This window comes from Paenibacillus sp. BSR1-1, from assembly GCF_030403775.1.
Lineage (GTDB): Bacteria > Bacillota > Bacilli > Bacillales > Cytobacillaceae > Neobacillus.
In genome coordinates this window covers 300,581-325,536 of record NZ_JAQMWQ010000004.1, presented here as the reverse complement: position 1 = coordinate 325,536, position 24,956 = coordinate 300,581, and the positions used below count along the sequence as shown (strand labels likewise).

Sequence of the window (24,956 nt, the reverse complement as noted above, 5' to 3'; positions counted from 1 at the left end):
AGGTGGGCAGGGTGGACGATATTCAATTTGCATTTTTGAATGAATGCGGCGATTATAGTTTTTCTTTTGATAAAAACGATGTTTCAACCCACTTTATTCTTGTTGCAATTCTAGTAAAAAGTACTAATAAGGAATGGCTGGAAGCGGAGTTGGTCAAATCCTTTCATAAGATGGAATTAGACAAAGTCCCAATATTAAATGAAATAAAGGATTTACCTTTCAGTGTTTATGCCTATGTGTTTGATAAGCAAAAAATTAGAGAAGACTTTGGCATTATGCATAAAACGCCGTTTATTAAATATTTAAATCGGATGATATATGATGATTTAAATAGAACCTTTGAACAGCTTGACTTAACCGCTGATAAGCAAGAAACAAAACCATTTTTGAATGAATTTAAAAATTACATCGGGACAAAGACTATTCCCGACCTCTTTAATTATTCAACTTTTGGATTCAATAATAACCAGTCAGTCAGCATCCTTCTTTTAGCGGACCTAATCGCTGCGACAATAGCAAAAGGTTATGAACGAACCCAGAATACTGCAAAATACCACTCTTATATCAAAATAATTAAAAATAAAATAGCAGCTATCAACCTATTACCCCTAGACTATAAAAACTTTCTTTATGACTACAAATCAGACCGCCAAAACTTCAAACATGACGAGATAATTATCAAACAAGCTGTAAATTTAGCCTACAAATATATAGAGAAACATCGAAAAAGTGAAGAAGAGGATGAAAAGCTTCGAATCGATTTTCTTAAGTTTCTTTTATTTAACTTAAAAGAAAATCCAGATGAATACGTGTATACGGAAGAAATCTTAGAAAATCTCAATGCTATTCGAGACATCAAAATGAATCCTCATAATTTTCGTTCAAATATTGTTTCTAAGCTTCGGGATAGTGGGCTTTTAATAGCCAGCAGCAATAAAGGCTATAAATTGCCGGTGAGCTTGAACGACCTATACGACTTTGTGAATCTCTCAAGTTTAACGATACACCCGATGATCCAAAGAATCTCCAAGTGCAGGGACCAAATATTACTTGCTACAAACAATGAAATTGATATCCTGGAGCAAAAAGAATATGAATATTTGAAAAAAATCATTGAAATGCAGAAAATGACAGTAATCTAAAAATAAGTTGTACAATATAATTGGAAATGTTATGTCAAAGTCATCGATTTTATACAGAAAGAGGGTTTAAAAATGAAGTATGTGAAACTTGGTAATACCGGATTGGATGTATCACGACTTTGCCTAGGTTGCATGAGTTTTGGCATACCTGAACGCGGGGCACACCAATGGGTTCTAAACGAGGACGAAAGCCGTCCAATAATAAAGAAGGCTCTTGAATATGGGATTAACTTCTTTGACACAGCCAATGTCTACTCAGATGGTACCAGTGAAGAAATTGTCGGACGAATTTTAAAAGAATATGCAAACCGCAATGAAATTGTAATTGCGACAAAGGTGCACGGGCGAATGCATAAAGGTCCTAATGGAGCAGGCCTTTCAAGGAAAGCCATCATGGCTGAAATTGATAACAGCTTAAAGAGGCTTGGAACCGATTATGTGGATCTTTATCAAATCCACCGCTGGGATTACCATACACCGATTGAAGAAACGATGGAGGCCTTGCATGATGTCGTGAAGGCAGGGAAAGCCAGATATATTGGTGCATCCTCTATGTATGCGTGGCAATTCCTTAAGGCATTACATATTGCCGAAAGAAATGGGTGGACTCGGTTTGTCTCCATGCAAAACCATCTGAATCTCCTCTACAGGGAAGAAGAACGAGAGATGCTACCGCTATGTAAAGAAGAAAAAATAGGTGTTATTCCATGGAGCCCAATGGCTAGAGGAAAACTGACTCGGGATTGGGAAGAAGGAACCGCTCGTTCGGAAACCGACGAATTCGGCAAAAAGCTCTATTCTGCAACGGTCGAGGCAGACCGAAAAGTGGTTGAACGTGTTGTAAAAGTGGCAGAGAAACGTGGAGTACCGCGTGCTCAGATCGCTCTTGCCTGGGTGCTGCAAAAGGAACCGGTATCAGCACCAATAATTGGTGCGACGAAAATGCATCATCTGGACGATGCGGTAGCTTCTCTTTCTGTTAATTTAACCTCTGATGAAATTTCATTTATGGAAGAACCATATATCCCTCATCCAGTTCTGGGATTTCAATAATTTTCTAGTATAGTAGTTATATAGACATAGAGAGAAAGGGACTGGAAGCATGAATGATAATAATTTTTTACAAGAGGCGTTTAAACGAAGCCAATTTAAAGTACCAGGTCATGGAACGAGAAACATTCAAGTTCTGAAAGAGGCATTTCAAGACTTGAATGAAGAATTAGAAAGTGACATATATGGAAAGGGAACGATAATAGAAGAGTTTCAGGAAAAAATGGCCGAATATTTAGGTAAAGAAAAGGCGGTATTTTTCCCCAGCGGCACTATGGCCCAGCAAATCGCATTACGAATTTGGTGTGATCAAAAAGAGATAAATAAAGTAGCCTATCATCCATTAAGCCATTTGGAAATTCATGAGGAAGATGGCTTGAAAGAACTGCATCAGATTGAATCAATTCTTTTAGCAGATAAAACTAGAGTAATTGAGTTCGAGGATGTGGCAGGCATCGAGGAGAAAATTGCCTGTCTTTTACTTGAATTGCCACAGCGGGAGATTGGCGGCCAGCTGCCCGACTATAGAACGCTGGAGGCGATTTCCGCTTTTTGTAAGGAAAGAGGGATCAAATTGCATTTAGATGGAGCAAGACTTTTTGAGATTACCCCATATTATGAAAAGTCAGCTGCCGAAATTTGCAGTCTATTTGATAGTGTTTATGTTTCTTTTTACAAAGGTATTGGCGGTGTTGCTGGTGCTATTCTAGCAGGTGACACAGATTTAATCGAGAAATCAAAAGTATGGAAGAGGCGTCATGGGGGAGATTTAATTAGTCTTTATCCATATTTCCTAAGTGCAGACCATTATTTTGATAAGAGGATTGGCAAAATGGAGCAATACTATGAGGAGGCCAAAGAATTAGCGGGTTTTTATAATCAATGTAATGGTGTTTCAACCATTCCGGATGTGCCAGTCTCCAATATGTTTCATGTCCATTTTCAAGCTCCAAAAGAGGAAATGGAGATTATTTTAGCTGAAGTTTACACGGAATCTGGAATTGGCCTATCAGGTTACGTTAGGGATGTAAGTGAAGAGACCAGTTATTTCGAAATTAGCATTGGCGATCTGTATGGGACGGTTCCGCGGGATAAATTAATATACGCATTTAACCTACTGGATAATAAAATGAAAAATAGAATTCAATGACTCTAATGGTGCCTAATCCACAAGGCACCATTTTCCTTAATTTACATGTCTTTTGTCCCTATATTCCTAACTAATTTTTATATTAAAATGAGAATAAAAGATTAGTAAGGAGAGGTACTTTTTGAAGAAGAAACTATCGTACATTATTCTTGTTTTTTTAGTTTTATTAAGTTTCCTGCCAAATGGACAGGCAGCACTGGCGGCAAAGCCAGATCGTACAGCACCCACTTCACCAACCAACCTTCATACGACTTCCATAACGGAAACAACCGTATCATTGGCATGGAATAGTTCAACCGATAATGTTGGAGTTACGGGTTATGACATTTACCAAAATAATAGTTTGATAGGGAATGTGTCGTCCACGCAATATGTGGCTAACAATCTGACCCCAAATACATCCTATAGTTTTTATATCAAAGCAAGGGATGCACGTGGAAATATATCAGCGGCTAGTAGTACACTAAACGTTGTAACCTTACCACAAACAACTCCAGTTCAATCAAATTATAAAAGAGTAGGCTATTTCGCAGGCTGGGCATCTTACTCGAATTATCAGGTTTCCGATATTGATGCTAGTAAACTTACACATTTGAATTATGCATTTGCCAATATTAATGCCGATGGAAAGATAGAAGTGGGCGACCCTTCGGTGGATATAGAAAAAACATTTCCGGGTGATACCGCGGATCAGCCATATAAAGGTAATTTCTATCAATTAACGAAACTAAAGCAACAATATCCACAGTTAAAAACGTTAATCTCTGTAGGCGGCTGGTCATGGTCAGAACGTTTTTCAGATGTAGCCTTAACTGATCAATCCAGAACAATCTTTGCGGATAGCTGTTTGCAATTTATTTTAAAATATGGATTTGATGGAATCGATTTGGATTGGGAGTATCCAGTATCTGGGGGAGAAGCAGGTAATATTCATCGCCCTGAAGATAAACAAAATTTCACCCTTTTGGTTAAAAAAATTAGAGAAACGTTAGATGCTCAAAGTGCAATCGATGGAAAAAAATACTTATTAACGATAGCTGGCGGCGCTAACAAAGGCTATGTTGCCAATACGGAACTAAGCTTACTTCAACAGTATTTAGATTACATTCAGCTTATGACGTATGATTTTCATGGTTCTTGGGACACTTTAACTGGAATGAATTCTCCATTATATCGCGATCCGGAATCTAAATTTGCGGAGTTTAGTGTCCAGGATGCCGTCCAAACTTATATTAATAGTGGAGTACCAGCTGCTAAACTCGTTATGGGTATTCCATTTTACGGTAGAGTATATAACCAAGTAAACAACGTGAATAACGGTTTATATCAATCTTTTACTGGCGGGGGTTCTGCTTTAAGTTATGGTCAACTTGAAGCAAGTTACCTTAATAAAAACGGGTTTATCCGTTACTGGGAGCCTGATTCTAAGGTGCCTTGGCTGTTTAATGGTTCGCAATTTATAAGCTATGATGATCCCGAATCGATTGGTTATAAAACATCTTTTATTAAGTCCATGGGGCTGGGCGGAGCGATGATGTGGGAGCTAAGCCAGGATCCAAATAAAGTGTTAATAAGTAAGATTTATAATGATTTAAGATAAGAAAAGCCTTGGTGCTTTTCTTTTTTTATTTGGTTGAAGGTAAATTCAGAAAATTCGAATTAAGGATTGACAAATTCCTATTTTTTGAAATAGATTAAAATTGTGATGTAAACATCAAAGGGAATTATTTACGAATATTATCCATCACTCCCATTAATATAATAGAGGAGTTGGTTTTATGTTTGCCCCATTAACACCATTAGACTGGAAACGGAGAGCGGTGAAGTATTATCCAAATAAAATCGCTGTCATTGATGAAGAAAAGGAATTTACATATCTGGAATTCGGACAACGTGTTGATCGGTTATCCGCAGCATTAGAACAAGCAGGAATTGGAAAAGGTGACCATGTTGCGGTTATGCTGCCGAACACCCATTATATGTTGGAGTGCTTTTATGGAATCTGCCAGCTTGGAGCTGTCATGGTTCCTTTAAACTACCGCCTTTCTGCAAGTGACTTGGAATATATTATCCGCCATAGTGATGCGCGAATGCTAATCGTCGATGAGGAATTTTGTGCTCCAATAGAAAAAATCATCAATAATCTTGCACTCGAACAAATTGTGATTGTACGGGTTCCAGGTCATGAAACTTCATTAACAGGCATTGATTATGAGGCTTTTCTAGAACATGCACCTGAATCAGCTGGACCTCCTGAGGTTGAAATAGAAGAAAATCAATTGCTAACCCTAAATTATACGAGCGGCACGACTTCAAAACCCAAAGGTGTCATGCTAACCCATCGGGGAAATTATTTAAATGCCGCTAATTTTATGTACCATCTAGGTGTAAATCACGATGATGTCTACCTGCATACACTGCCAATGTTCCACGCAAATGGCTGGGGCGGTGTTTGGGGGATTACTGGTGCAGGGGCTACACATGTGTGTTTACGAAAAGTGGACCCGCCTCTAATTCTGGAATTATTTGAATCAAAAAAAATATCACTTTTATGCGGGGCGCCAACCGTCGTTAATATGCTGGTGAATGATCCAAAGGCCAAAGAAATTAAAATAAAAACGAATCCTCGCATGGCAACAGCTGGTGCGCCTCCTGCGGCCGCACTTATTCACAAAGCACAAGATATCCTGGGCTTAAACATGATCCATGTTTATGGGCTTACTGAAACATCACCATTCATTCTATACTGTGAATGGAAAAAAGAATTTGATTCAAGGTCGGCAGATGAACAAGCAGTCATCAAAGCACGGCAAGGTATTGAACTTGCTTTTAATGGTGAAACGAAGGTTGTTCATCCAGACGGGGAAGAAGTGGCTTGGAATGGTAAGGAATTAGGTGAAATCATTACTCGCGGTAACGTGGTTATGGCAGGTTATTATAAGGATCCTGTTACGACAGCTGCAGCTATTAAGGATGGCTGGTTCCATACCGGTGATTTAGCAGTTACTCATCCAGATGGCTTTATTGAGATCCGTGACCGGTCTAAGGATTTGATTATCTCAGGCGGGGAAAATATTTCATCAACAGAAGTAGAGGGTGTTCTATATAAACATCCATCTGTATTAGAATGTGCAGTAATCGCTGTTCCTGATGAAAAATGGGGTGAGGTGCCAAAGGCCATTATAGTTCTTCAACCGAATGCTGAAGTAACAGGGGAAGAAATCATTCAATTTTGCCGCTCGAATATCGCACACTTTAAAGCACCAAAATCGGTCGAATTTGTGGAGGCTTTACCTAAAACAGCTACTGGAAAACTACAAAAATACCGTTTAAGGGAAATGTACTGGACAGGTCCTAAAAGAGTGAATTAAGACCAAAAGTTCCAATACCGTGATATAAATCACCACTTCCTTTCTATGTTCCAATTAATATAGAAAGGGAGTGATAACAATGATTTTCAAAACTATTACATATTGAGGAGCAACACAAATAGATTAGAAATATATTTTCCTTAAGCAAAAATGTCCTTCATAAACCTTTTGCTTTTGAAGGACATTGCTTTAGAATCCTTTCAAAAACGTCCCTCATGACCGTCTAAGGTCAAATGTTTTATATCCTCAGTACTGTAAACGGCATGTTTAAACCATTCTAAATTTCCCGCAAATCTTTCGGTACATGTAAACTGAATATTTTTAGCCCTATGGTCCTGAATACATCTAATTGACCCCATAAAGACAGGCTGGCTGTTATCAATATCTTGGTACGTTGCATAATAAGGCAATAATTCGAATCGGTAGCCTTTGGCAAGCGAATCAAAATAATTTTTTGAAACGATTTCTTTAATATTTTCATAAGTAGGTTCATCCAAACCAATTCGAATGGTTGAGGTACCGTCCGAGAGGGTAACTTTCATTTTAAGATAAGGACCTTGGATGTCTTTAGAAACCGTTAAGATTTTAAAATTCCCAATTACATTCATCAAATCAGCCCCCTTATAAATATCTATATTACCTTTGAATGGAAAATTGGCCATTTGTTTTAAAAAAGAAAGCTCACATTCACTTGAACAGCAAGGTAGAATGTGAGCTTTTTTATGTAGGCTATGTTAAATAGCATTGTTGATTTTTAACACTGTTGATTGGAGCGGAAGGAGCGAAGACTCCTGCGGGAGTACGGGGCAGGGGAGACCCCGCAGGCGCCAAAGCGCCGAGGAGGCTTCCCGGCACGCCCGCGGAAAGCGAAGCTCCTGGAGCGCAAATCAACAACTAAGTTTAAAAGAGCCTTTATGTAAAATAGTCCGACATCACCTAAGTCTTAGGACCGATAGTAAAATCAAGCTCAAGCGCAATTATGGAACCATTAGAAAAAAGGTAAGATGAATACATAAAGAGGCAAAACAAAGGAGGAAGAAAAAGTGAAAAAATTTGGCTTGTTTTTAGCAGGAGGCGCGGCTGCCATCATCTTACTCAATACGATTGGTCCAATGGTGGCATTACTAGTGAGTTTCGTGATTCTTTACTTCATTTACAAACAGTTTTTGAAAGTGGACTCCATCGGATGGAAGATTGCATTAATTATCTTTGGGTTAGTGGTACTTGCATCAACTATCCACAATATACCAGCCCTGATTGGTGCAGGTGCAGCTTATGTCCTATATCTTGTCTATAAAAATTGGAACAAAAAAGCTCCTCCAAAAAACGATGATCCATTCGCTAATTTTGATAAACAATGGAATGAATTAAAAAAATATTAATTTCAAGGGAGAATAATAAACATGTCAAACTTATTTACAAAAATAAAAGATCTCATTGTTGCTGATTTGAATGAAACTCTTCACCAAAAGGAAACACAAAATCCAATAAGTAAACTCAATCAATACCTGCGCCAATGTGAGCAGGAAACAGAAAAGGTAGGTAAGCTTGTTGAACGACATGCTCGTTTAAAGGATGAATTTTTAAAAGAGTATAATTTGGCAGCAGAGTTGGCTGAAAAAAGGAAGCACCAAGCGGAAATCGCGTCAAATGCGGGGGAAACAGAGCTATATCAATTTGCCGCAGCAGAGCATCAGCAATTTGTCGAGCGTTCCAAGCGTCTAAGCTCTTCACTTACAGAAGCGAATGAGCAATTGAGTGAATTAAAAAGAAAATACGAAGAAATGAAGCATAAGTTAAAGGATATGCATCTTCGCAGAATGGAATTAATGGGCCGGGAAAATGTAACGCGCGCCAATATTGGAATGAATCAGGTCTTAGATGCAAATTCTTCTCAAAGCCATTCCTATTCAAAATTCAAGGACATTGATAACTATCTTGACGGATTAGAACATAAGATTAAAAGAGCCTTTAATCAAAGCAGTATAGATGATCGGATTGCACAGTTGGAAAAGGAAATGGGTCATAAATCTTTAAACCTTACAAAAGAATAATATATGAAAAAAGAGAAGCTGAATCTCAATACGGTTTGGCTTCTTTTTGGGAGAAAAAAATTTCTTGAAAAGAATGATTCAAGATGATTCAGCATAGTGTGGGGTAAACGATTTTTAAAGGGGCTGGCTGTTTTGAAACGAAATAATAATATGCCTCTGATCATTTTTTTATCTATTTCTTTACTCATATATCTTGTTAGTTATGCCATTCGCCACACAACCATTTACATCGTTTTTAGGTCAGGAGTCGGTCCACTATTCATAATTGCATTTATCATTTTAATTATTGTTATTCTCTATTTAAAAGGGCCCAGAGGAAAACTCTAAGCCCTTTTATTACGTAAAACGGTAATAAAACCATCCAATATTTCATGACTGACAGAAAAGCCTTTTCGTTTGTAGAACGCTAAAGCATCATCATTGCCATTTGAGACATAGATAAAATAATCTTCGACATCCTCAAATTGCTGCAGCCATTGCAAGGACATATTAAAAAGTTTGGAACCAACGCCGTATTGCCGGTACTCTTCTTTAATAAAAAATTGCGATAAACAGCCCACATTTTTTTTACTTACCGTCGAAAGGTCAAAAAAAGTAGCGAAATCATTGGAATATGCTTCTTTTGGAGAGATATTGGAATAGACATAACCTACGATTTTATCTTCGTCTTTAACGACCACTATAAAGTTGTGGATTGCCCTTTTTATCGAAGGAATCATCCGAGTTTCAAAATTCATTGAGTCAAACAATTCCGGTTTAATGTATGCTTTTGACTTTTGAAAGGTCATTAGCTCATTGCATAAATCCCGGCAGTATTCGATTTGTTCTTCAGGAATCACTTCATATGTTATATTCATATCTTTCACACCTTTAATAAACCAATGGTTAAATTAATTCAAGCCGTTCCAATCCGTAGCGGACTCCGTCTTCCTCGGAGGAGAGGGTTACCATATTGGCAGCTTGTTTTACTTCATCACGGGCATTCCCCATCGCGACACCCATTCCTACTAGGGAAAGCATTTCAATGTCGTTTAAACCATCCCCAAACGCAACCGCTTCGTCAGGTGCAATGCCGATTCTCTCTAACAGTTTAGTAATGCCCACTGCTTTGTTGGAATTGGTCAAATTCACATCACACGTCTTTGCCCCTGAACTCCATCTTCTGAAATCCAATTCCGGAATTTTGGTTTGGTAGGATAACTCTTCTTCAAGGTCACAATGAAGGAACAACTGATAAATATCCTGATTCATCCAAAATTGTGGCGGAGCAAGTTCTGGCACCCAAGAATCATTCATGTACGCTTCCTTGACGAAAGGATGACTTAAATCAGTTACTTTGAAACTCTTTCCTGCTAAAAATGTAAGTGCATGTTGATTATCATTTGACAACATATGCACTTTATTTAATACTTGCTTCTCAATCGTGTTCTTGTATAATTCTTTTCCCTCATGAAAAACATACGAACCATTAAAAAAGATCATTGAGTCGACACCGGTCTCCTCCATAATCGATTCAGAAAAATAAGGGGCTCTTCCCGTAGCAATGACCACTTTCATATTTTTCTCTTTTAACCGCTGGATCGCATCCTTAGTGGCATTGCTAAGAGTTTTTCCATGTGGCAGGATCGTTCCGTCTATATCAAAGATGACAACTTTATAGTTCAAAAAATCACACTCCTAGGATGCTGTGTTTTACCTTGTAAAGCAAAATTACCTTTAGCACATTATAACATGTTTAAATTAAAAAGCTTACGAAAGAAATACCCCATATTGACATAAAAAAAGGATGTTAGATATCCTATCTAACATCCTTTATAAAAGAACTAAATAAACATGGTCCCTGCGACCATAAAGCTTATCATAGATCCTAAGATTAAACCGGCAGCTGCAAAACTTAAGCCCATGCAAAATGCTACGATTCCTAACAAAAGTGGGATAAAGATATAATTTTTTAAAATTTAATTAAAGTGTAATTTTCAATATTAATTTTTTTGAAAAAGTGTTTTTATTAAGTAAGTACTGATCTAAATAATGATAAAATAAAAAAAGATTAATAGAGTTTAGGCCAGGAACAATTTTAGGGGGAATTACGTTGAAAAAGAAACCAATTATAGGCATTTCCGGTGCCTATGTGAACCATAACGATTACATGGAAGGCGTATATGTTCATCATGATTATCATAAAAGTGTTGCAGCCAATGGCGGAATCCCGATTATCCTGCCATTTCTTAATCCTGAAACAGCTTTAGAAACAATTGGATTATGCGACGGTATTATTCTAAGTGGGGGAGAAGACGTAGATCCCCAATTTTATGGTCAAGATCCCCATCCGGAATTAGGACCAACCATTCCGGAACGGGATTTGGCTGAGATGGCCATTGTACAGTATGCAATTCAGAATAATATTCCCATCCTGGCGATTTGCAGAGGGGTGCAAATATTAAATGTGGCCCTTGGCGGTACATTAATTCAGGATATCCCCAGTCAAGTTAATAAACCAATCCAGCATACGCAGAAAATTGACAGAAGCCGTGATACACATTGGGTGACCATCTCAAAAGATAGTAAGCTATTTGAGGTTTTGGATTCTGAGATTGTCAGAGTCAACAGTCTTCACCATCAGGCAATTGATAAGGTTGCCAGTGATTTAAGCGTAGCTGCTCGGTCAGCAGATGGTATCGTTGAAGCAGTTGAGTATATTCATTCACCAACATTTACAATGGGTGTTCAGTGGCATCCGGAATCAATGGCAAGTACAAACCCAGCGATGAATAATTTATTTGTTGAATTTATTAGAAGCTGTATGAAGGTTCCGGCGTTGTAAATGAACGTTCTATGGGACACTATGATTTAGCATAATTTTAATAGTGTTAAAGCCAGAGGCATAGTGCTTCTGGCTTTTTTTATGAGTTGTATCTGGTTATCAACAAATAAGATTATAAGAAAAATTTTGTATTTTTTTTTTATAAACACTTCAAAAGGGCCGTTTTCATAACTTACATGAGAGTAAAAAATTAAATAGGGGGAGGATTATGTCTGTCATTGGGATAGAACCATACATGCATGTTCGCTCAGCTAAATATCCCGAGTACGATCCGACTTGTCACAAACTAAGCTTTATAGCCGACTATACGGGTATCCAGCAAGTATGGGAAATCAATCTAGGGGATGAGTGGCCAGTCCAAACTTCCTATACCAGCGAAAGAATTACGTTTGTAAGTTATGTAACAGGCACCTCAAATAAAATCATCGGAATGGATTCGGGTGGAAATGAGAAGCAGCAATTGTATTTACTTGGGAACGATGGAAAACTAAAAGAGCTGACAAAATCTCCCGATCATATTCACCGCTTTGGAGGTTCCTCACCTGATGGTAAATGGATAGTATGGTCAAGTAATCGTCGAAATCCTGCCTTTTTTGACATTTATATCCAAAATCTAGAAACATTGAAGATTAAGCTAATATTCGCTGGAGAAGGAATATTTTCTGCAGTAAAATGGTCGCCGGATGGTAAATCGTTATTGGTTCAGAAGATAAATTCCCCGTTAGATAATGATTTGGGAATCCTCGACCTATCAACCGGGGTTACGAACTGGTTAACCGAACATAAGGGTGAGGCTAGCTTTAAAGATGCTCACTTTAATAAGGATGGAGATCATCTTTATGTACTATCAAATAAAGACAGGGAATTCTACGGGCTTGCTCTCATAAATATAAAAACCAAACATTTCGTGTGGCTCGAACGGGGGCAATGGGATTTTGAGGGGTTGTCTATGAATAAAGATAAAAATATGGCAGCCTACACAATTAATGAGGCTGGCATATCCAAAGGGGTTCTTTTAGACATTAACCGGAGTTACCTTTATACGTGGAAGACACCAATAGGGGTTATATCCAATCTGAAATTTTCACCAGATAGCCAAAAATTAGCTTATACCTTTAAGGGCCCAGCCTATCCTTCTGATATTTGGGAGCTTGACCTAAATACCATAAAAGCGGAAAGGCTCACGTATGTTTCTCGTTCGCCAGTACTGGATAAAAAATTAGTAGAGCCGGAACACATATCCTTCCGTTCATTTGATGGCTTGGAAATTCCAGCTTTTTATTATATGCCGCAAAAAAAAGCAGAAAAATATCCAATTGTCATTTATCTTCATGGCGGGCCCGAAAGCCAATCGCGTGCAGTCTATAACCCAGTTCTGCAATATTTCCTAAACCAGGGTTATGCTGTATGTACCCCTAATGTGAGGGGAAGTACGGGATATGGAAAAAATTTCACCCATTTGGATGATGTCCAAAATAGAATGGACGCGGTTAAGGATTTGATATTTTTAGTGGAATGGCTAAAGGTGAATCGAAATATCGATCCCCAAAAAATTGGGATCATGGGGGGGAGTTATGGGGGCTTTCTCGTTCTTGCTGCCATTAGTCACTATCCAGAGATTTGGTCGGCTGGAATTGATATTGTTGGAATGTCCAGTCTAAGAACTTTCCTTCAAACGACAAGTCCTTGGCGTAAAAAGCATAGGGAATTTGAATACGGAACCATAGAAAGTGACGGAGAATTTTTTAATAAAATTGATCCCTTGCATCATTCAGAACGAATTTCTTCTCCACTCTTGGTAATTCACGGAGAATCGGATCCCCGTGTCCACATCCAAGAATCTGAACAAATCGTTACGAAACTAAAGGATAGACAACACCCTGTAGATTTTATCCGCTTTGAAGATGAAGGCCACTCGATCGAAAAACAAAAAAATAAAATTACTGCCTATAAGGCGATGGTAACGTTTTTTGATCGATACCTTGGGGAAGGCTCCTAAATATAATAGCGGTTCCTTTTAAATAGATTAGAAGGAACCGCTATTTAATGTAAAAAATCAACCTTTGTTCAGTAAGGTTTTAGGATTGGCGTTTAAAATAAGCATGGCACAAATGAGAATAGCTGAGACAATCCATATCGCTTTAATTCCAAAATGAAGAGTGGATATAGCACCAATGAAGGCGCCAGCCAGAAAAGAAATAACGATGATTGTGAAGTCAATAAATCGAATGACACTTTGCGGGTCTTGCAGTACAAGTGCCGTGTAGGCTGCTTCTGCTGCTGTTCGCAAATTCCCTGTGACCATGGCTGAATTAAATTGCCATTTCACCAATGTCCGAAAAGATGAAATTTGTACAGATGAGACGAAGGCAATCGTAACTGTTACAATCATATCTGGGAATTGTGGCGGCCAGGTTCCAACTATGACTAGGACAAGGCCCTCTAAAAAGAGAACGGAGCGGGCCGGATAGGGAAAAATTCTCGTTATTTGAGGATGCTTTAGTCCCTCGGCGACAATCACCCCTATAACAAATGCTAAAATCGGGGGAAGGTGCTTTAATCCCTGTCTCCAATGACCTTGAGCTATTTCCACGCCCAATAATACAATGTTCCCTGTTTGGGAAGTGGCAAAAACACCGTCCCTGCTGACATAGGTGTAAGCATCCAAAAACCCTCCCACTAAAGCGAGTAATATGCCTAAACCAATGGATTCTGGAGTGATTCGTGGAATCTTTGACATACTTATATTTACATACTTTCTCAAATAGGATAGTGCAATATTCTGTGACATGCTGTCTTGAGTCTTCTCCATAGAACATCTCCAAAACATATTAAATGTTTTTTAACAAATTTCCATATTTTAAGCTTCCCCCTTTGTAATTAAATTTTTGCGTAGATTTTAGTTTATATTTTCTAACTCAGATGAATGAACCAATTCAATATTAAAAAAACTTCCAATTTCCTTTATTTCGCAGTATCCAGAAGTGTACTTATATAGAATTATATATTTCTTCCCATTATAAAAAACATGAGCATTGTTCTCCATGTAAACTCCACCTTTCATCCACATTCTACTTTTCTTATCCATTGCAATATATGAAGACCATTTAAATTTTATGTAAATTTTTTTGTCTTAATATCGAAAAAAGAAAATTAATGGAGTATTTATTGTCAAATTGGTTATTATCATGTTAGTATTAGAAAAAATAAATTCCCTTTAACTTGGTCCAGAGAGGCCAAAAAGGCGAAAGTTAACATCGTATATAATTTTTGATATATGATACCCTTTTGTCTTTTTGGACGGAAGGGTATTTTATTTTGCAAAAGTATCTTTTAATCATAGTCCAGAGAGGCTTGGAAGGAGAATGCAGAAGTGAATTATCAGAAAAAAACAGTCGTAGCATCAGTAGCAGGTTTAACCCTTGAAGGAATGGATATTATGTTTATATCCTTCGCTATGTCGATGATTATTGGACAATTTCATATTGGCATGGCAACTGGCGGACTTATTTCTTCTATTACTAATTTAGGAATGCTTTTTGGAGGAATGATTTTCGGAATCCTTGCGGATAAGTTTGGTAGAGTAAAAGTTTTTACTTATACAATAATTTTGTTTGCCATTGGAACGGCTTTAACCGGTTTGGCGACCAATATTGAACAAGTATACATTTTTAGGTTCATTGCTGGAATAGGTGCCGGAGGGGAATACGGAATCGGCATGACTCTTGTCGCAGAAGCATGGCCAAAGAATAAACAAGGACGTGCCTCATCATATGTCAGTGTCGGTGCTCAATTTGGTGTCATCCTTGCTGCTCTATTAAGCGCAATTATTCTTCCTGCGTGGGGGTGGAGAGGATTGTTTTTCATTGGAGTAATTCCAGTTATCTTTGCCTTTATCGTGCGTAAGAATTTAGATGAATCTCCTGAGTGGCTGGAATCCAAAAAAGTGAATCAGAACATTGATAAGCAAGGAAAGTTGAAGCAATTATTTGCAAATCGAAAAACTGCAGCAACCACCATTTCCCTAGCCATTATGGCGACAGTGCAAATTGCAGGCTATAATGGTTTGATGATCTGGCTGCCATCGATGCTGCAGCAATCACAAGGATTATCAGTTTCCGGTTCGGCTCTATGGACCATCAGCACGGCAGTTGGAATGATAGTAGGAATGTTAACCTTTGGTCAATTTATGGATCGTCTAGGTATGAAGAGAACATATGGAATCTTCCTACTGGCCTCAGCAGTAGCAGTGTTTTTCTATTCGTATGCGTCCGGCAGCGCAGGGGTATTAATTGGCGGTGCCATCGTTGGATTTTTTTCAAATGGAATGTTTGCCGGCTATGGTGCACTAATCAGTTACCATTATCCAATTGATATTCGCAGCACAGCCACGAACACCATTTTTAACTTTGGAAGAGCGCTTGGAGGATTATCTCCCATTTTAGTTGGATTCATTTTAGAACATGCGAATGTAACCATTGCCATGAGCTATCTTGCCGTTCTTTATTGTATCTCATTTATGGCCATGTTAAGTTTGAAAAAAGGTCAATCTGAGCGAAAGTCAAAAACACTAAATAAGTTTTCTGAAGCTATATAATTTTATTAAAGCCATTACCTTTCTCAGGTAATGGTTTTTTAATAGAATGATCTAAAGTCAGTAAAAACTAGGATTACCATGTAAAATCCAGTAAATGTCGAAAATTCAATAAAATAGGTAATTAGTGTCCAAAAATACGACATAAGCGCTAAAAAATGTGTAATAAGTATTAAAAAAACCTCCCCATATCAAAATGGGGAGGTTACTTCATTTTTCTTTACCTATTTCTCTAGTAGATTTCTTATAAGTTAATAAAGCATCACGAAAACTCAGTATTACCTCAAACATTAGAAGAGCCATAACGACCCAGACTCCAAATCTACCATCCAGTAGGCAATGACGAAAGATAAAATGAAAGCAAACCATAAAGAAAGGTTTATAATGGTTAGAATTTTTCCAAAAATATGCTGGAAAAACTGGGTCCCAAAGTAATTTAATAGAATTCCTTGGGTAACAATCCCAATTGCCATAACAATGGCCATAGTGGAAGTTCTAATATAGATTTTTTTAAAAATGTAAAACAAAATAATGCAAACAAAAAGAAAAATCATTATAGATAAATAAAACATAGTTATCACCGTGGTTTTATTTGATATTAATCTGTTATAACATCATTATTCTCAATGGTCGAAACTACAATATAGATGTCTTCCTTCGGTAAATATTTTTTATGAAAGTCAGTGTTTCCAAACCATGTAAGCGCATACATTTATAGTGAGCACTTGGAGGTGATACAGTTGATTCATATTTATGGAAAAGATTATATAAAGTATTTAAACGATGAAAGTTCTGGACGAATCACTTTTGATCAATGGAAAAATAAAAATGGAAACCAGGAATCTGATAAGTGTCATTACTGTGGTAAGAGTAAAAACCACTTTCAGCCATGTCCAAAATGCAAATTTTAAGCGGCTCAAAGCTTTTCTGGGAATAAATTCTCTAATTTAGAAACATAATATTTGTACTTCCTCCTTATTTTAGTGAAAGTACTGATTGAAGTAGTTGCTGACTGCTTCTTTTTTTTGACAAAATTCCAATTTTAAAGTAGTACTTATGTATTAGACAAAGGTTACTAATTGCAAGTGATTAATAGGAAATATATTGAAAAGTTTAATGGAAAAACTTAGAATATAAATTGGGATAAAAGAAATAATGCTTTTATCTTAAATAAGAGGAATGATTTTTTTGGAAAACAAACAAGTACAAATGGAGCTTGCCAGTTATATTGGCCGAACACTTCGTGAAAATTTTGGAAAAGGACCTGAATCGGTGTTTGTTTCCTATAATCAGTCCATTATGTCTGTTTATTTACGAAACTTTATCACTCCGTCTGAAGTTGTCCTATTAGGGCAAAATCAAGAGTCCATTGTTCATAAAACGAGGGATATGTTAATGCAAAACCTAATTCCCGAGTTTAAGGCCTATATAAAAATATTAACAGGGATGGAAATTAAAGAATTTTACTATGATTGGAGCCTTCAAAATAAAAGCGGTGTCTTCGTTGGCATTAGTTCTTCTTCTTCGGAAACGAATGAAATGAAGAGCGATGATTTCGAAGGAAGAGAAAATCTTCACAAGGAAATCAAAAGAATTAGTATTCAAGCTCAAAAGGATCCCGAAGAAGTTTTATCCTTTCGATTAAATCAAAGAACTTTAGTCGTGATAAGAAAAGGAATTCTCGTTTCCATCGAAAGGGAATTAATTCGATTGGGAGGTTCCGAAACATTAAAATTGGCTAAACGAAATCTTGAAAAGAGATTATTACATAATAGCAATAATTTTGAAGCGATTCTCAATACAAAAGTAATTGATATATTTGTGGATTGGGATTTCAGTCTCGATAAGAGTGCCATTGTGCTTGTCTTGACACCAACTTAATAGCGGCGGTAGTGAGTTAGACAATGTGATTGAGCTAAACACAAGCCAAGATGAGATTTAACCTCATCTTGGCTTTTTTTATATATAAATTTGGGGAAAGGAACTGATAGAGAGAGATGAACAGTCCTATTGAAATTATTAAAGCGGAAAAGAGACAACTATTAATAGAGTATGTAAATGAAAATTTTAGTAGAAATGAAACACTGTTTTTTGGCAATAATGATGCCATTTTGGCTTTTGATTTAGATGGTAATGTCGTCCAGGTAAATCCAGCTTTTGAGAAATTATCCGGATATAGTACTGAAGAATCCATCCAAATGAAGCTTCAAATGTTCTTTAGAATTGAAAGCTTAGATGAAGTTTTTCATTATTTTCATAAAGCTACTTTGGGAGAAGTACAAAACTTTGATTGTAAAATGACCACAAAAGATGGGGAAATCCTTGACTTGAATATTACGAATATTCCGATAGGTAAAAGGGATACCATTGTTGGATTATATACGATTGCTAAGGATGTCACACAAATAAAAAGGAAAAAGTCAGAGGTTAGAAAAATAGAAGAATTTCACCGTGTATTGACCGACAATGTATTAGATATGATCTTGAGCACAAGTATGTTAGGGAAAATTATCTATGTTTCCCCTTCTTGTCAAAATATTCTGGGGTATACATCTGGAGACTTAATTGGAAAGCATTCTTCTGTATTACTCCATCAAGAAGATAAAGAGAAGGCAATTCTTGACCGTAAAGAGGTAATTAGCAGTCTTGAAATCGGAAGAAATTCATACCGTTTCCAGAAAAAAGATGGAAGTTACCTTTGGGTTGAGTCCATTTGTAACCCCATCATTGACCCTGACACAAAAAATATTTTAGAAGTCGTTAGCGTCATTCGTGATATAACAGAAAGAAGACAAGCGGAGGAAGCATTATGGAGCCGGAAAAAAGCTTTTCGGGATTTAGTGGAACATTCACCAGATGCCGTAATTATCGTCAATAATGAAACAATATTGTTTATTAATGAAACGGGAGTAGGTCTATTAGGTGCTTCAACACCTGAAGATTTCATTTCGAAATCTATCTTAGAATTGATTCATCCAGCTGAACATGAGATAGCAAAAAGACGGATTGCCAGTGTTATTAAAGGAAACACAACAGAATTTAAACCATTCAATATTATTCGATTGGATGGTTCGAGCTTTGAAGGGGAAATCAAAGGAATCCCAACGTTTTTTCAAAACCAGCCGGCACAGCATGTTATTATTCGTGATAATACAGAAAAGAGAAAGACTCAGGCACTCTTATTAAATTCAGAAAAACTAACAATAGCTGGTCAACTGGCTGCAGGAATTGCTCATGAAGTACGAAATCCACTCACTGCAATTAAAGGGTTTTTACAATTAATGGAGAACCAATTAGAGGAAAAAACGTATTTTGACATTATTCAATCGGAAATAAACCGGATTGAATTCATTCTAAGCGAGCTATTGGTGCTTGCCAAACCGCAGGATTTAAAATTTGGAATAGAAAATATGCACTCCATAATCGAAGATGTGAAAACATTAATTGATACCCAGGCGATTATAAATAATGTCCAAATCAAAATAGTAAATGAATGCAGGGATCTGATGATTCACTGTGATAAAAATCAGTTAAAACAGGTTTTTATCAATTTCTTAAAAAATGCAATTGAAGCGATGCCCGATGGAGGCATGGTTACTATAGAAATAAAACCACATAATGAAAATAATATTAAGATTTTATTTAAGGATACAGGGGCCGGAATTCCGCACCACATTCTAAAACGGATTGGAGAGCCTTTTTACACAACAAAAGAAAACGGTACAGGCCTAGGCATTATGATATCCAAGCAAATAATCGAAAATCATAACGGCTGCGTCCATTTTTGGAGCGATGATAAAGGGACTATTATTGAAATGATTATTCCAATTAAACTGGACCAATAGAAAAATAATTTAATGGGAGGATTCCCCATGGCTGATGTTCCAAATACAACAAAGATACTGGCTCTTAAAAAAATCCTGTTAGAAGAGACAGATGAAGAACACAAATTATCAATGACGGATTTAATCGATAAACTGCAGCTTGCTATTGCCGCCAATGATCCAATTGATAAAAAAAGAATTAAACGATATATCGAATCCTTAAATGAGAGCGGATTTGAAATTCTCCAGGAAGGGGGAAAGTACGGAAAAATTGTTTATAGTCATCAATCGAGGCTGTTCGAAACGTATGAGCTTAGAATGCTGGTTGATGCGATTCTTTCGGCCAGTTTTGTGACAGAGGAGCAGGCTAAAAATATGATTAGCAAACTAAGCCAGCTTACGAGCAAGCATATCGCCAAAACATTGCCAAGCCCGATCAAATACAACAAATCCATGAATCATATTTATCATTTAACAAAGGTGTATATTGATAAGATCCATCAAGCCATTGATGAAAAAAGAGTGATTACATTTATATATGGAAAATTCAATATCGACCGCGCGTTTGAGCTAAATCGGAATGGGCAGGAATATATTTACCACCCATATGGCCTCATATGGGATCAAGGCTTTTATTATATGATTGGCCAAAAGGAGAATAAGGTTGGCCTTAGTAATTATCGCGTCGATAAAATGAGAGCTGTAGAAGTAACGGAACATCGCTTCAAAAGTAAGGACTATAATATCGACGAATACTTGCATATCAACTTTCATATGTTCTCCGGACAAGGGGAATGGGTAGAGATTGAGTTTAAAGATAAAGGTCTTATTAATCCCATTATCGATAAATTCGGGTTGGACGCGGATATTAAGAAGGTTGATGATGATACCTTTATTCTAAAAACCAAAGCCATTGTCGGAGAAGGCTTTTACAATTGGCTCCGCGGATGGGGCAGCAAAGCAAAAATCCTATCTCCGCCATCACTAGTAAAGCAGATGAAAGATGAAATTGAGAAAATGAATCAATTATATTCGTAAGGGTGCGCCGTTTTTGGTGCACCCTTTTTTATATAATTCAGTTTGTAAGGCAATTTGATAAAAATATACGAGGGGGATTTACAGTGAAAAAGTATTTAAAGATAGCCGGTATAATCCTAGGTGCGTTTGTCTTAATCTTTATTGGAGCAGGAATAGGCTCAAGCGGAGCAGAGACAACGGTTCATGATAAAAAAATGGATATTATGGCGTTGGATAAAGAAATTAGCAAGTTAAAGAAAGATGTCTCATCCTTAAAAAAAGATAGGGATGAGTCGCAAACCATCATCGATAAAAAGGATTCAGCACAAAAAGAACTGACAAACTCAGAAGCGAAACTAAAGGATATTAAAGGCACACTAGATAAGGAACTGGCTGACGGCCGTAAAGATATCGATGCCAAGCTGGCAGAAGCTAAAAAAGGACTATCAGATGCAGAGGCACAGCTTAAAGATACTAAAGCCAAATTAGCCTCCGCTACAGGCCAGCTGCAAAAAGCAGAAGGGGCACCAAAGAAATTAGGTTCAGGACAATATGTTGTAGGCAAAGATATCCCGGCAGGCAGATATGTAGCACATGCATTAGGACGCGGCTCTAACTTCTTTGTTTATGATGGGGACAGCGGTTCTGCAAAAGTAAATACAATTCTTGGCAGTGCAGGAGGAATTGGAACTGGTGATTATACATTCTTCTGTAACGAGGGGGATATTATCGAAACTCACGAATCTGTCCAATTAACTCCAGTTAAATAATGGTTGGTACTGGAGTTCATGGACTACTAGTGGTAGGATATTTTTGAAAGCAGACAAAACAGTAATTTTCCGTAATGGAGGTTAAAGTGTGGCTATTATTGATATTACCGTGATTCCAGTTGGTACAGGGACACCAAGTGTTAGTGAGTATGTAGCTGAAATTCAAAGAGTTCTTCGTCAATATGAGGGGAGAGTAAAGTATCAACTAACCCCAATGAGCACTTTGATAGAAGGAGATTTAAAATTATTACTTGAAGTCGTTCAGGAAATTCATGAAGTTCCATTTCAGAAAGGCTTGCAAAGAGTATGTACTAATATTCGAATTGATGATCGCCGTGACAAAGAAAATACAATGGAACGGAAGCTTCAGGCAGTACAAGCAAAATTATAAGCCCTATGAACCCAAAAGGTAGAAGAGGTTATTCTTTTTTAAAGAATGCCTCTTTTTTTGTTTTTATGGTGGAAAACACGTGATATTATGTATGAGAGGAAATTATTATATAAAACTATTAATTTATTTTGGAGGCATGTATTCAATGTTGCATATACGAAACGTAAAAATAGAAGATTTACCTGAAATTAATATCATTGAAAACCTGTGCTTTCCAAAAAAAGAGGCTGCCACAAAAGAAGCGATTCAAAAGCGTATTCAAATCATACCGGATAGTTTCTTTGTTGCTGAAAAGGATGGTTTTATTGTAGGTTTTGTAAATGGTCCCGTTATCAAATCACCATTCATTACAGATGACTTATTCAGTGAAATTCAGACAAATCCCCCATCTGGCGGACATCAAAGTGTTTTAGGAATAGCAGTAACACCGCATTTTCAAACACGCGGCGTGGCAGCAGCGTTACTTGCGAAAATTGAAGAAGAAGCAAGAGCACACAAACGTAAAACAATTACACTCACCTGCAAAGAAGACCTAATTGGCTTCTATGAGAAATATGGATATATCAACATGGGTGTTTCGAGATCGGAACATGGCGGTGTAATCTGGTATAACATGGTTAAAAAATTAGAGTAAGCAAGAAAAAGCTGTTATGACAGCTTTTTTTATTTAAAGAGACAGTCTCTAAGAAGAGACTGTCAGCAACAAAAGGGTTCCCCAAACTCTTGTTATTCAATAGTTATTTACAATAGTGCCAGGCTTTTTTAAATACGTATAAACCAAAGAAAAGAAAAGCAAGGAATCCAATTAACCCAATTAGGATGTTTAAAATATTTCCAAGTACTCCCCCAAGACCGATTAGTTCACATAAATGAGTAATGTACCCCAGTAGTGCAAACAGCAGCCATATCACTCCTGTTAAAAATCCAAGGAAAACGCCAAAAATATTGCAGTGACAATGACCATTACAATGACAATGATGACCCATGAAATTCACCCCCTGTCAATGGTTGTTCAACATTAGGATATGCAGGGACTTTACAGCTTGTTTATAAAAAACATGAAAAGAGGCTCAATAAAAGGCACTTGCTTTTGATACTGTGCCATTTTTCAATCATCATATTTTTATATTAAAATGTGATTTTGTCTTTTCATTACCAAATAAAACAAACGAAAAACGCTAAACTCAATCCTTAATTGAGTTTAGCGTTTTATTTTTATATTTATACAAGGATGCGCCATGCTTAAAAAAGCGCGTAACTTTAGAAAATCCTCTATCAGATTAGAGGGATTTCTTATCACTTTTCAATAACCTCAACTGACGAAATATGCGTTGGGTTTATGACGATTTTTTCTTCACCGTCCAAGTAAACAAGCGTATTATTCAAAATTCTTGATCCATTTGGGGATTCAGTATAAAAAGAAGCGGTAAAGTCATTTAATGAAAAATCCTTTTCGTTAATTACATATTCTTTTCCACTATCCATCACTACTTTTATTTTCAACTCTCCCCACTCCTCACAAAATGTTGTTACTTTTCAGAATTCTACAACAATATGTGAATATCCTCTTTGAAATTGAATAATTTTTATGTTTTCATTAATTTAAAAAAATGGCAGAGATAAATGGTGTCGTTTAGGCCTCCATTCATGTAAAATAGATAAATGGACAAGATTAATAATGATAAATAACGAGCATGGAGGATTTAAGGTGTCTTATCAACTTAAACAGAGTTTTAAAATGTTTTCATTAAATTCAAATCGTGAATTGGCGAGTGAGATGGCACAACTTTTGGGTTGTGAGCTGGGGAAATGTTCCGTGAAACGATTTGCTGATGGAGAAATTCAAATAAGCATAGAGGAAAGTGTGCGAGGAAGTGACGTGTTTCTTGTGCAATCCACTTCCGAGCCTAATAATGAGCATATTATGGAGCTTCTAATTATGATTGATGCCTTGAAAAGGGCTTCGACCCGAACCATTAACGTAGTTATGCCTTACTATAGCTATGCACGTCAGGATCGAAAAGCGAGATCGCGTGAGCCGATTACTGCGAAATTAATTGCCAATCTTTTAGAAACTACCGGAGCGAACAGGGTCATTACCTTAGACTTTCATGCTGTACAAACTCAAGGCTTTTTTGACATCCCGGTTGAACATTTAACAGGAATTCCTATCCTTACCGAATATTTTCAGAAAAAAGAATTAGATGATATCGTCATTGTCGCACCACATAATGGCGGTGTAGTAAGAGCGAGAAAAATGGCGACGCTATTAAATGTTCCGCTTGCCTTAATTGATCGTAGACGGCCAGAACATGATGTGTCTGAAATCATGAACATTATTGGAAATATCGAGGGGAAAAATGCGATTATTATTGATGATTTAATTGACACAGCCGGAACCATTACCTCAGGTGCAAAGGCTTTAATGGAAAAGGGGGCAAAAGCGGTCTTTGCTTGCTGTACTCACCCTGTTTTCTCCGGTCCGGCAATTGAGAGAATAGAAAATTCACCTATCGAAGAATTAGTGGTAACAAATACGATTGCGCTCCCAGAAGAAAAGAGGATTAATAAAATTACTGCTTTATCCGTTGCGCCATTGCTGGTAGAAGCGATTGACCGTGTTCACAATGAAAAAGCAGTCACACCTTTATTTGAATAAGATATAGAATGTTTTTAGGGCGGTTCCTTTTTAGGTGACCGCTCTATTTTTTATCAACAAATAAAATCGTAACTTGATTTTTTGTTGCGAATATAATGGAGGTAAACAGC

23 protein-coding genes are annotated in these 24,956 nt (G+C 37.1%); 17 read left to right on the top strand and 6 right to left on the bottom strand.

What is annotated here, in order from left to right:
• The first annotated feature begins 11 nt into the window (after positions 1–11).
• From PH210_RS09525 to PH210_RS09505, 5 genes are all read left to right on the top strand, one after another.
• Positions 12–1,142, top strand: a complete 1,131-nt coding sequence (locus tag PH210_RS09525; RefSeq protein ID WP_289984888.1) for a hypothetical protein — start codon at positions 12–14, stop codon at positions 1,140–1,142.
• Positions 1,143–1,214: 72 nt separating this feature from the next.
• Complete coding sequence (locus tag PH210_RS09520; protein WP_289984887.1) at positions 1,215–2,195, top strand: aldo/keto reductase; 981 nt, start codon at positions 1,215–1,217, stop codon at positions 2,193–2,195.
• Between the two features lie 49 nt (positions 2,196–2,244).
• Positions 2,245–3,342, top strand: coding sequence for a threonine aldolase family protein (locus PH210_RS09515; protein WP_289984885.1), 1,098 nt, complete (start codon positions 2,245–2,247; stop codon positions 3,340–3,342).
• A gap of 121 nt (positions 3,343–3,463) precedes the next feature.
• On the top strand, positions 3,464–4,942 hold the full coding sequence (locus PH210_RS09510) for a glycoside hydrolase family 18 protein (protein ID WP_289984883.1): 1,479 nt from the start codon (positions 3,464–3,466) through the stop codon (positions 4,940–4,942).
• Between the two features lie 178 nt (positions 4,943–5,120).
• Positions 5,121–6,713, top strand: coding sequence for a long-chain-fatty-acid--CoA ligase (locus PH210_RS09505; protein WP_289984882.1), 1,593 nt, complete (start codon positions 5,121–5,123; stop codon positions 6,711–6,713).
• Between the two features lie 200 nt (positions 6,714–6,913).
• On the opposite strand, the gene PH210_RS09500 is transcribed toward PH210_RS09505, so the two are convergent.
• On the bottom strand, positions 6,914–7,321 hold the full coding sequence (locus tag PH210_RS09500) for a hypothetical protein (protein ID WP_289984881.1): 408 nt from the start codon (positions 7,319–7,321) through the stop codon (positions 6,914–6,916).
• A 435-nt stretch (positions 7,322–7,756) separates the two neighbouring features.
• Between PH210_RS09500 and PH210_RS09495 the strand changes: the two genes are divergently transcribed.
• Together PH210_RS09495 and PH210_RS09490 are read left to right on the top strand one after the other, a co-directional pair.
• Positions 7,757–8,095, top strand: coding sequence for a lmo0954 family membrane protein (locus PH210_RS09495; protein ID WP_289984880.1), 339 nt, complete (start codon positions 7,757–7,759; stop codon positions 8,093–8,095).
• Positions 8,096–8,116: 21 nt separating this feature from the next.
• Positions 8,117–8,767: a PspA/IM30 family protein gene (locus PH210_RS09490; RefSeq protein WP_289984878.1), complete on the top strand. Its 651-nt coding sequence runs from the start codon at positions 8,117–8,119 to the stop codon at positions 8,765–8,767.
• 323 nt (positions 8,768–9,090) lie between these two features.
• On the opposite strand, the gene PH210_RS09485 is transcribed toward PH210_RS09490, so the two are convergent.
• On the bottom strand, positions 9,091–9,624 hold the full coding sequence (locus PH210_RS09485; protein ID WP_289984876.1) for a GNAT family N-acetyltransferase: 534 nt from the start codon (positions 9,622–9,624) through the stop codon (positions 9,091–9,093).
• Positions 9,625–9,652: 28 nt separating this feature from the next.
• Positions 9,653–10,432: a Cof-type HAD-IIB family hydrolase gene (locus PH210_RS09480; RefSeq protein WP_289984875.1), complete on the bottom strand. Its 780-nt coding sequence runs from the start codon at positions 10,430–10,432 to the stop codon at positions 9,653–9,655.
• A 427-nt stretch (positions 10,433–10,859) separates the two neighbouring features.
• Between PH210_RS09480 and PH210_RS09475 the strand changes: the two genes are divergently transcribed.
• Positions 10,860–11,591: a gamma-glutamyl-gamma-aminobutyrate hydrolase family protein gene (locus PH210_RS09475; RefSeq protein ID WP_289984873.1), complete on the top strand. Its 732-nt coding sequence runs from the start codon at positions 10,860–10,862 to the stop codon at positions 11,589–11,591.
• A gap of 208 nt (positions 11,592–11,799) precedes the next feature.
• The gene (locus PH210_RS09470) at positions 11,800–13,590 is read left to right on the top strand and encodes a S9 family peptidase (protein ID WP_289984872.1); all 1,791 of its coding nucleotides are present in this window, start codon (positions 11,800–11,802) and stop codon (positions 13,588–13,590) included.
• A 57-nt stretch (positions 13,591–13,647) separates the two neighbouring features.
• Here the strand turns inward: PH210_RS09470 and PH210_RS09465 are convergent, their stop codons facing one another.
• Positions 13,648–14,403, bottom strand: coding sequence for a YoaK family protein (locus PH210_RS09465; RefSeq protein ID WP_289984871.1), 756 nt, complete (start codon positions 14,401–14,403; stop codon positions 13,648–13,650).
• A 561-nt stretch (positions 14,404–14,964) separates the two neighbouring features.
• Here PH210_RS09465 and PH210_RS09460 point away from each other — a divergent pair.
• The 7 genes from PH210_RS09460 to PH210_RS09430 all read left to right on the top strand — a co-directional run bounded on the left by PH210_RS09460 (position 14,965) and on the right by PH210_RS09430 (position 22,821).
• Positions 14,965–16,188, top strand: coding sequence for an MFS transporter (locus PH210_RS09460; RefSeq protein ID WP_289984869.1), 1,224 nt, complete (start codon positions 14,965–14,967; stop codon positions 16,186–16,188).
• Between the two features lie 1,185 nt (positions 16,189–17,373).
• Positions 17,374–18,066, top strand: a complete 693-nt coding sequence (locus tag PH210_RS09455) for a Na-translocating system protein MpsC family protein (protein ID WP_289984868.1) — start codon at positions 17,374–17,376, stop codon at positions 18,064–18,066.
• A gap of 116 nt (positions 18,067–18,182) precedes the next feature.
• A complete protein-coding gene (locus PH210_RS09450; protein WP_289984867.1) occupies positions 18,183–20,030 on the top strand; it encodes a PAS domain S-box protein in 1,848 nt (615 codons plus the stop codon).
• A 27-nt stretch (positions 20,031–20,057) separates the two neighbouring features.
• Positions 20,058–21,047: a helix-turn-helix transcriptional regulator gene (locus tag PH210_RS09445; protein WP_289984865.1), complete on the top strand. Its 990-nt coding sequence runs from the start codon at positions 20,058–20,060 to the stop codon at positions 21,045–21,047.
• An 83-nt stretch (positions 21,048–21,130) separates the two neighbouring features.
• Positions 21,131–21,796 (top strand): hypothetical protein, encoded by a 666-nt coding sequence (locus PH210_RS09440; RefSeq protein ID WP_289984863.1) that lies wholly within the window; start codon positions 21,131–21,133, stop codon positions 21,794–21,796.
• Positions 21,797–21,884: 88 nt separating this feature from the next.
• Positions 21,885–22,187, top strand: a complete 303-nt coding sequence (locus tag PH210_RS09435) for an MTH1187 family thiamine-binding protein (RefSeq protein WP_289984861.1) — start codon at positions 21,885–21,887, stop codon at positions 22,185–22,187.
• A gap of 145 nt (positions 22,188–22,332) precedes the next feature.
• The gene (locus tag PH210_RS09430; protein ID WP_289984859.1) at positions 22,333–22,821 is read left to right on the top strand and encodes a GNAT family N-acetyltransferase; all 489 of its coding nucleotides are present in this window, start codon (positions 22,333–22,335) and stop codon (positions 22,819–22,821) included.
• Positions 22,822–22,924: 103 nt separating this feature from the next.
• Here the strand turns inward: PH210_RS09430 and PH210_RS09425 are convergent, their stop codons facing one another.
• Both PH210_RS09425 and PH210_RS09420 read right to left on the bottom strand, forming a co-directional pair.
• On the bottom strand, positions 22,925–23,173 hold the full coding sequence (locus tag PH210_RS09425) for an ABC transporter (protein ID WP_289984858.1): 249 nt from the start codon (positions 23,171–23,173) through the stop codon (positions 22,925–22,927).
• A gap of 310 nt (positions 23,174–23,483) precedes the next feature.
• Positions 23,484–23,690, bottom strand: coding sequence for a hypothetical protein (locus PH210_RS09420; protein ID WP_223590704.1), 207 nt, complete (start codon positions 23,688–23,690; stop codon positions 23,484–23,486).
• 205 nt (positions 23,691–23,895) lie between these two features.
• Between PH210_RS09420 and PH210_RS09415 the strand changes: the two genes are divergently transcribed.
• Positions 23,896–24,846, top strand: coding sequence for a ribose-phosphate diphosphokinase (locus tag PH210_RS09415; protein WP_289984856.1), 951 nt, complete (start codon positions 23,896–23,898; stop codon positions 24,844–24,846).
• Positions 24,847–24,956 lie beyond the last annotated feature (110 nt).

What these genes read in the sequence shown, in the direction of transcription:
- PH210_RS09450 (WP_289984867.1), top strand. Translation starts at nt 18,183, where the DNA reads ATGAACAGTCCTATTGAAATTATTAAAGCGGAAAAGAGACAACTATTA.
- PH210_RS09445 (WP_289984865.1), top strand. Translation starts at nt 20,058, where the DNA reads ATGGCTGATGTTCCAAATACAACAAAGATACTGGCTCTTAAAAAAATC.
- PH210_RS09430 (WP_289984859.1), top strand. Translation starts at nt 22,333, where the DNA reads ATGTTGCATATACGAAACGTAAAAATAGAAGATTTACCTGAAATTAAT.
- PH210_RS09505 (WP_289984882.1), top strand. Translation starts at nt 5,121, where the DNA reads ATGTTTGCCCCATTAACACCATTAGACTGGAAACGGAGAGCGGTGAAG.
- PH210_RS09520 (WP_289984887.1), top strand. Translation starts at nt 1,215, where the DNA reads ATGAAGTATGTGAAACTTGGTAATACCGGATTGGATGTATCACGACTT.
- PH210_RS09515 (WP_289984885.1), top strand. Translation starts at nt 2,245, where the DNA reads ATGAATGATAATAATTTTTTACAAGAGGCGTTTAAACGAAGCCAATTT.
- PH210_RS09425 (WP_289984858.1), bottom strand. Translation starts at nt 23,173, where the DNA reads ATGGGTCATCATTGTCATTGTAATGGTCATTGTCACTGCAATATTTTT.
- PH210_RS09500 (WP_289984881.1), bottom strand. Translation starts at nt 7,321, where the DNA reads ATGAATGTAATTGGGAATTTTAAAATCTTAACGGTTTCTAAAGACATC.
- PH210_RS09465 (WP_289984871.1), bottom strand. Translation starts at nt 14,403, where the DNA reads ATGGAGAAGACTCAAGACAGCATGTCACAGAATATTGCACTATCCTAT.
- PH210_RS09490 (WP_289984878.1), top strand. Translation starts at nt 8,117, where the DNA reads ATGTCAAACTTATTTACAAAAATAAAAGATCTCATTGTTGCTGATTTG.
- PH210_RS09485 (WP_289984876.1), bottom strand. Translation starts at nt 9,624, where the DNA reads ATGAATATAACATATGAAGTGATTCCTGAAGAACAAATCGAATACTGC.
- PH210_RS09470 (WP_289984872.1), top strand. Translation starts at nt 11,800, where the DNA reads ATGTCTGTCATTGGGATAGAACCATACATGCATGTTCGCTCAGCTAAA.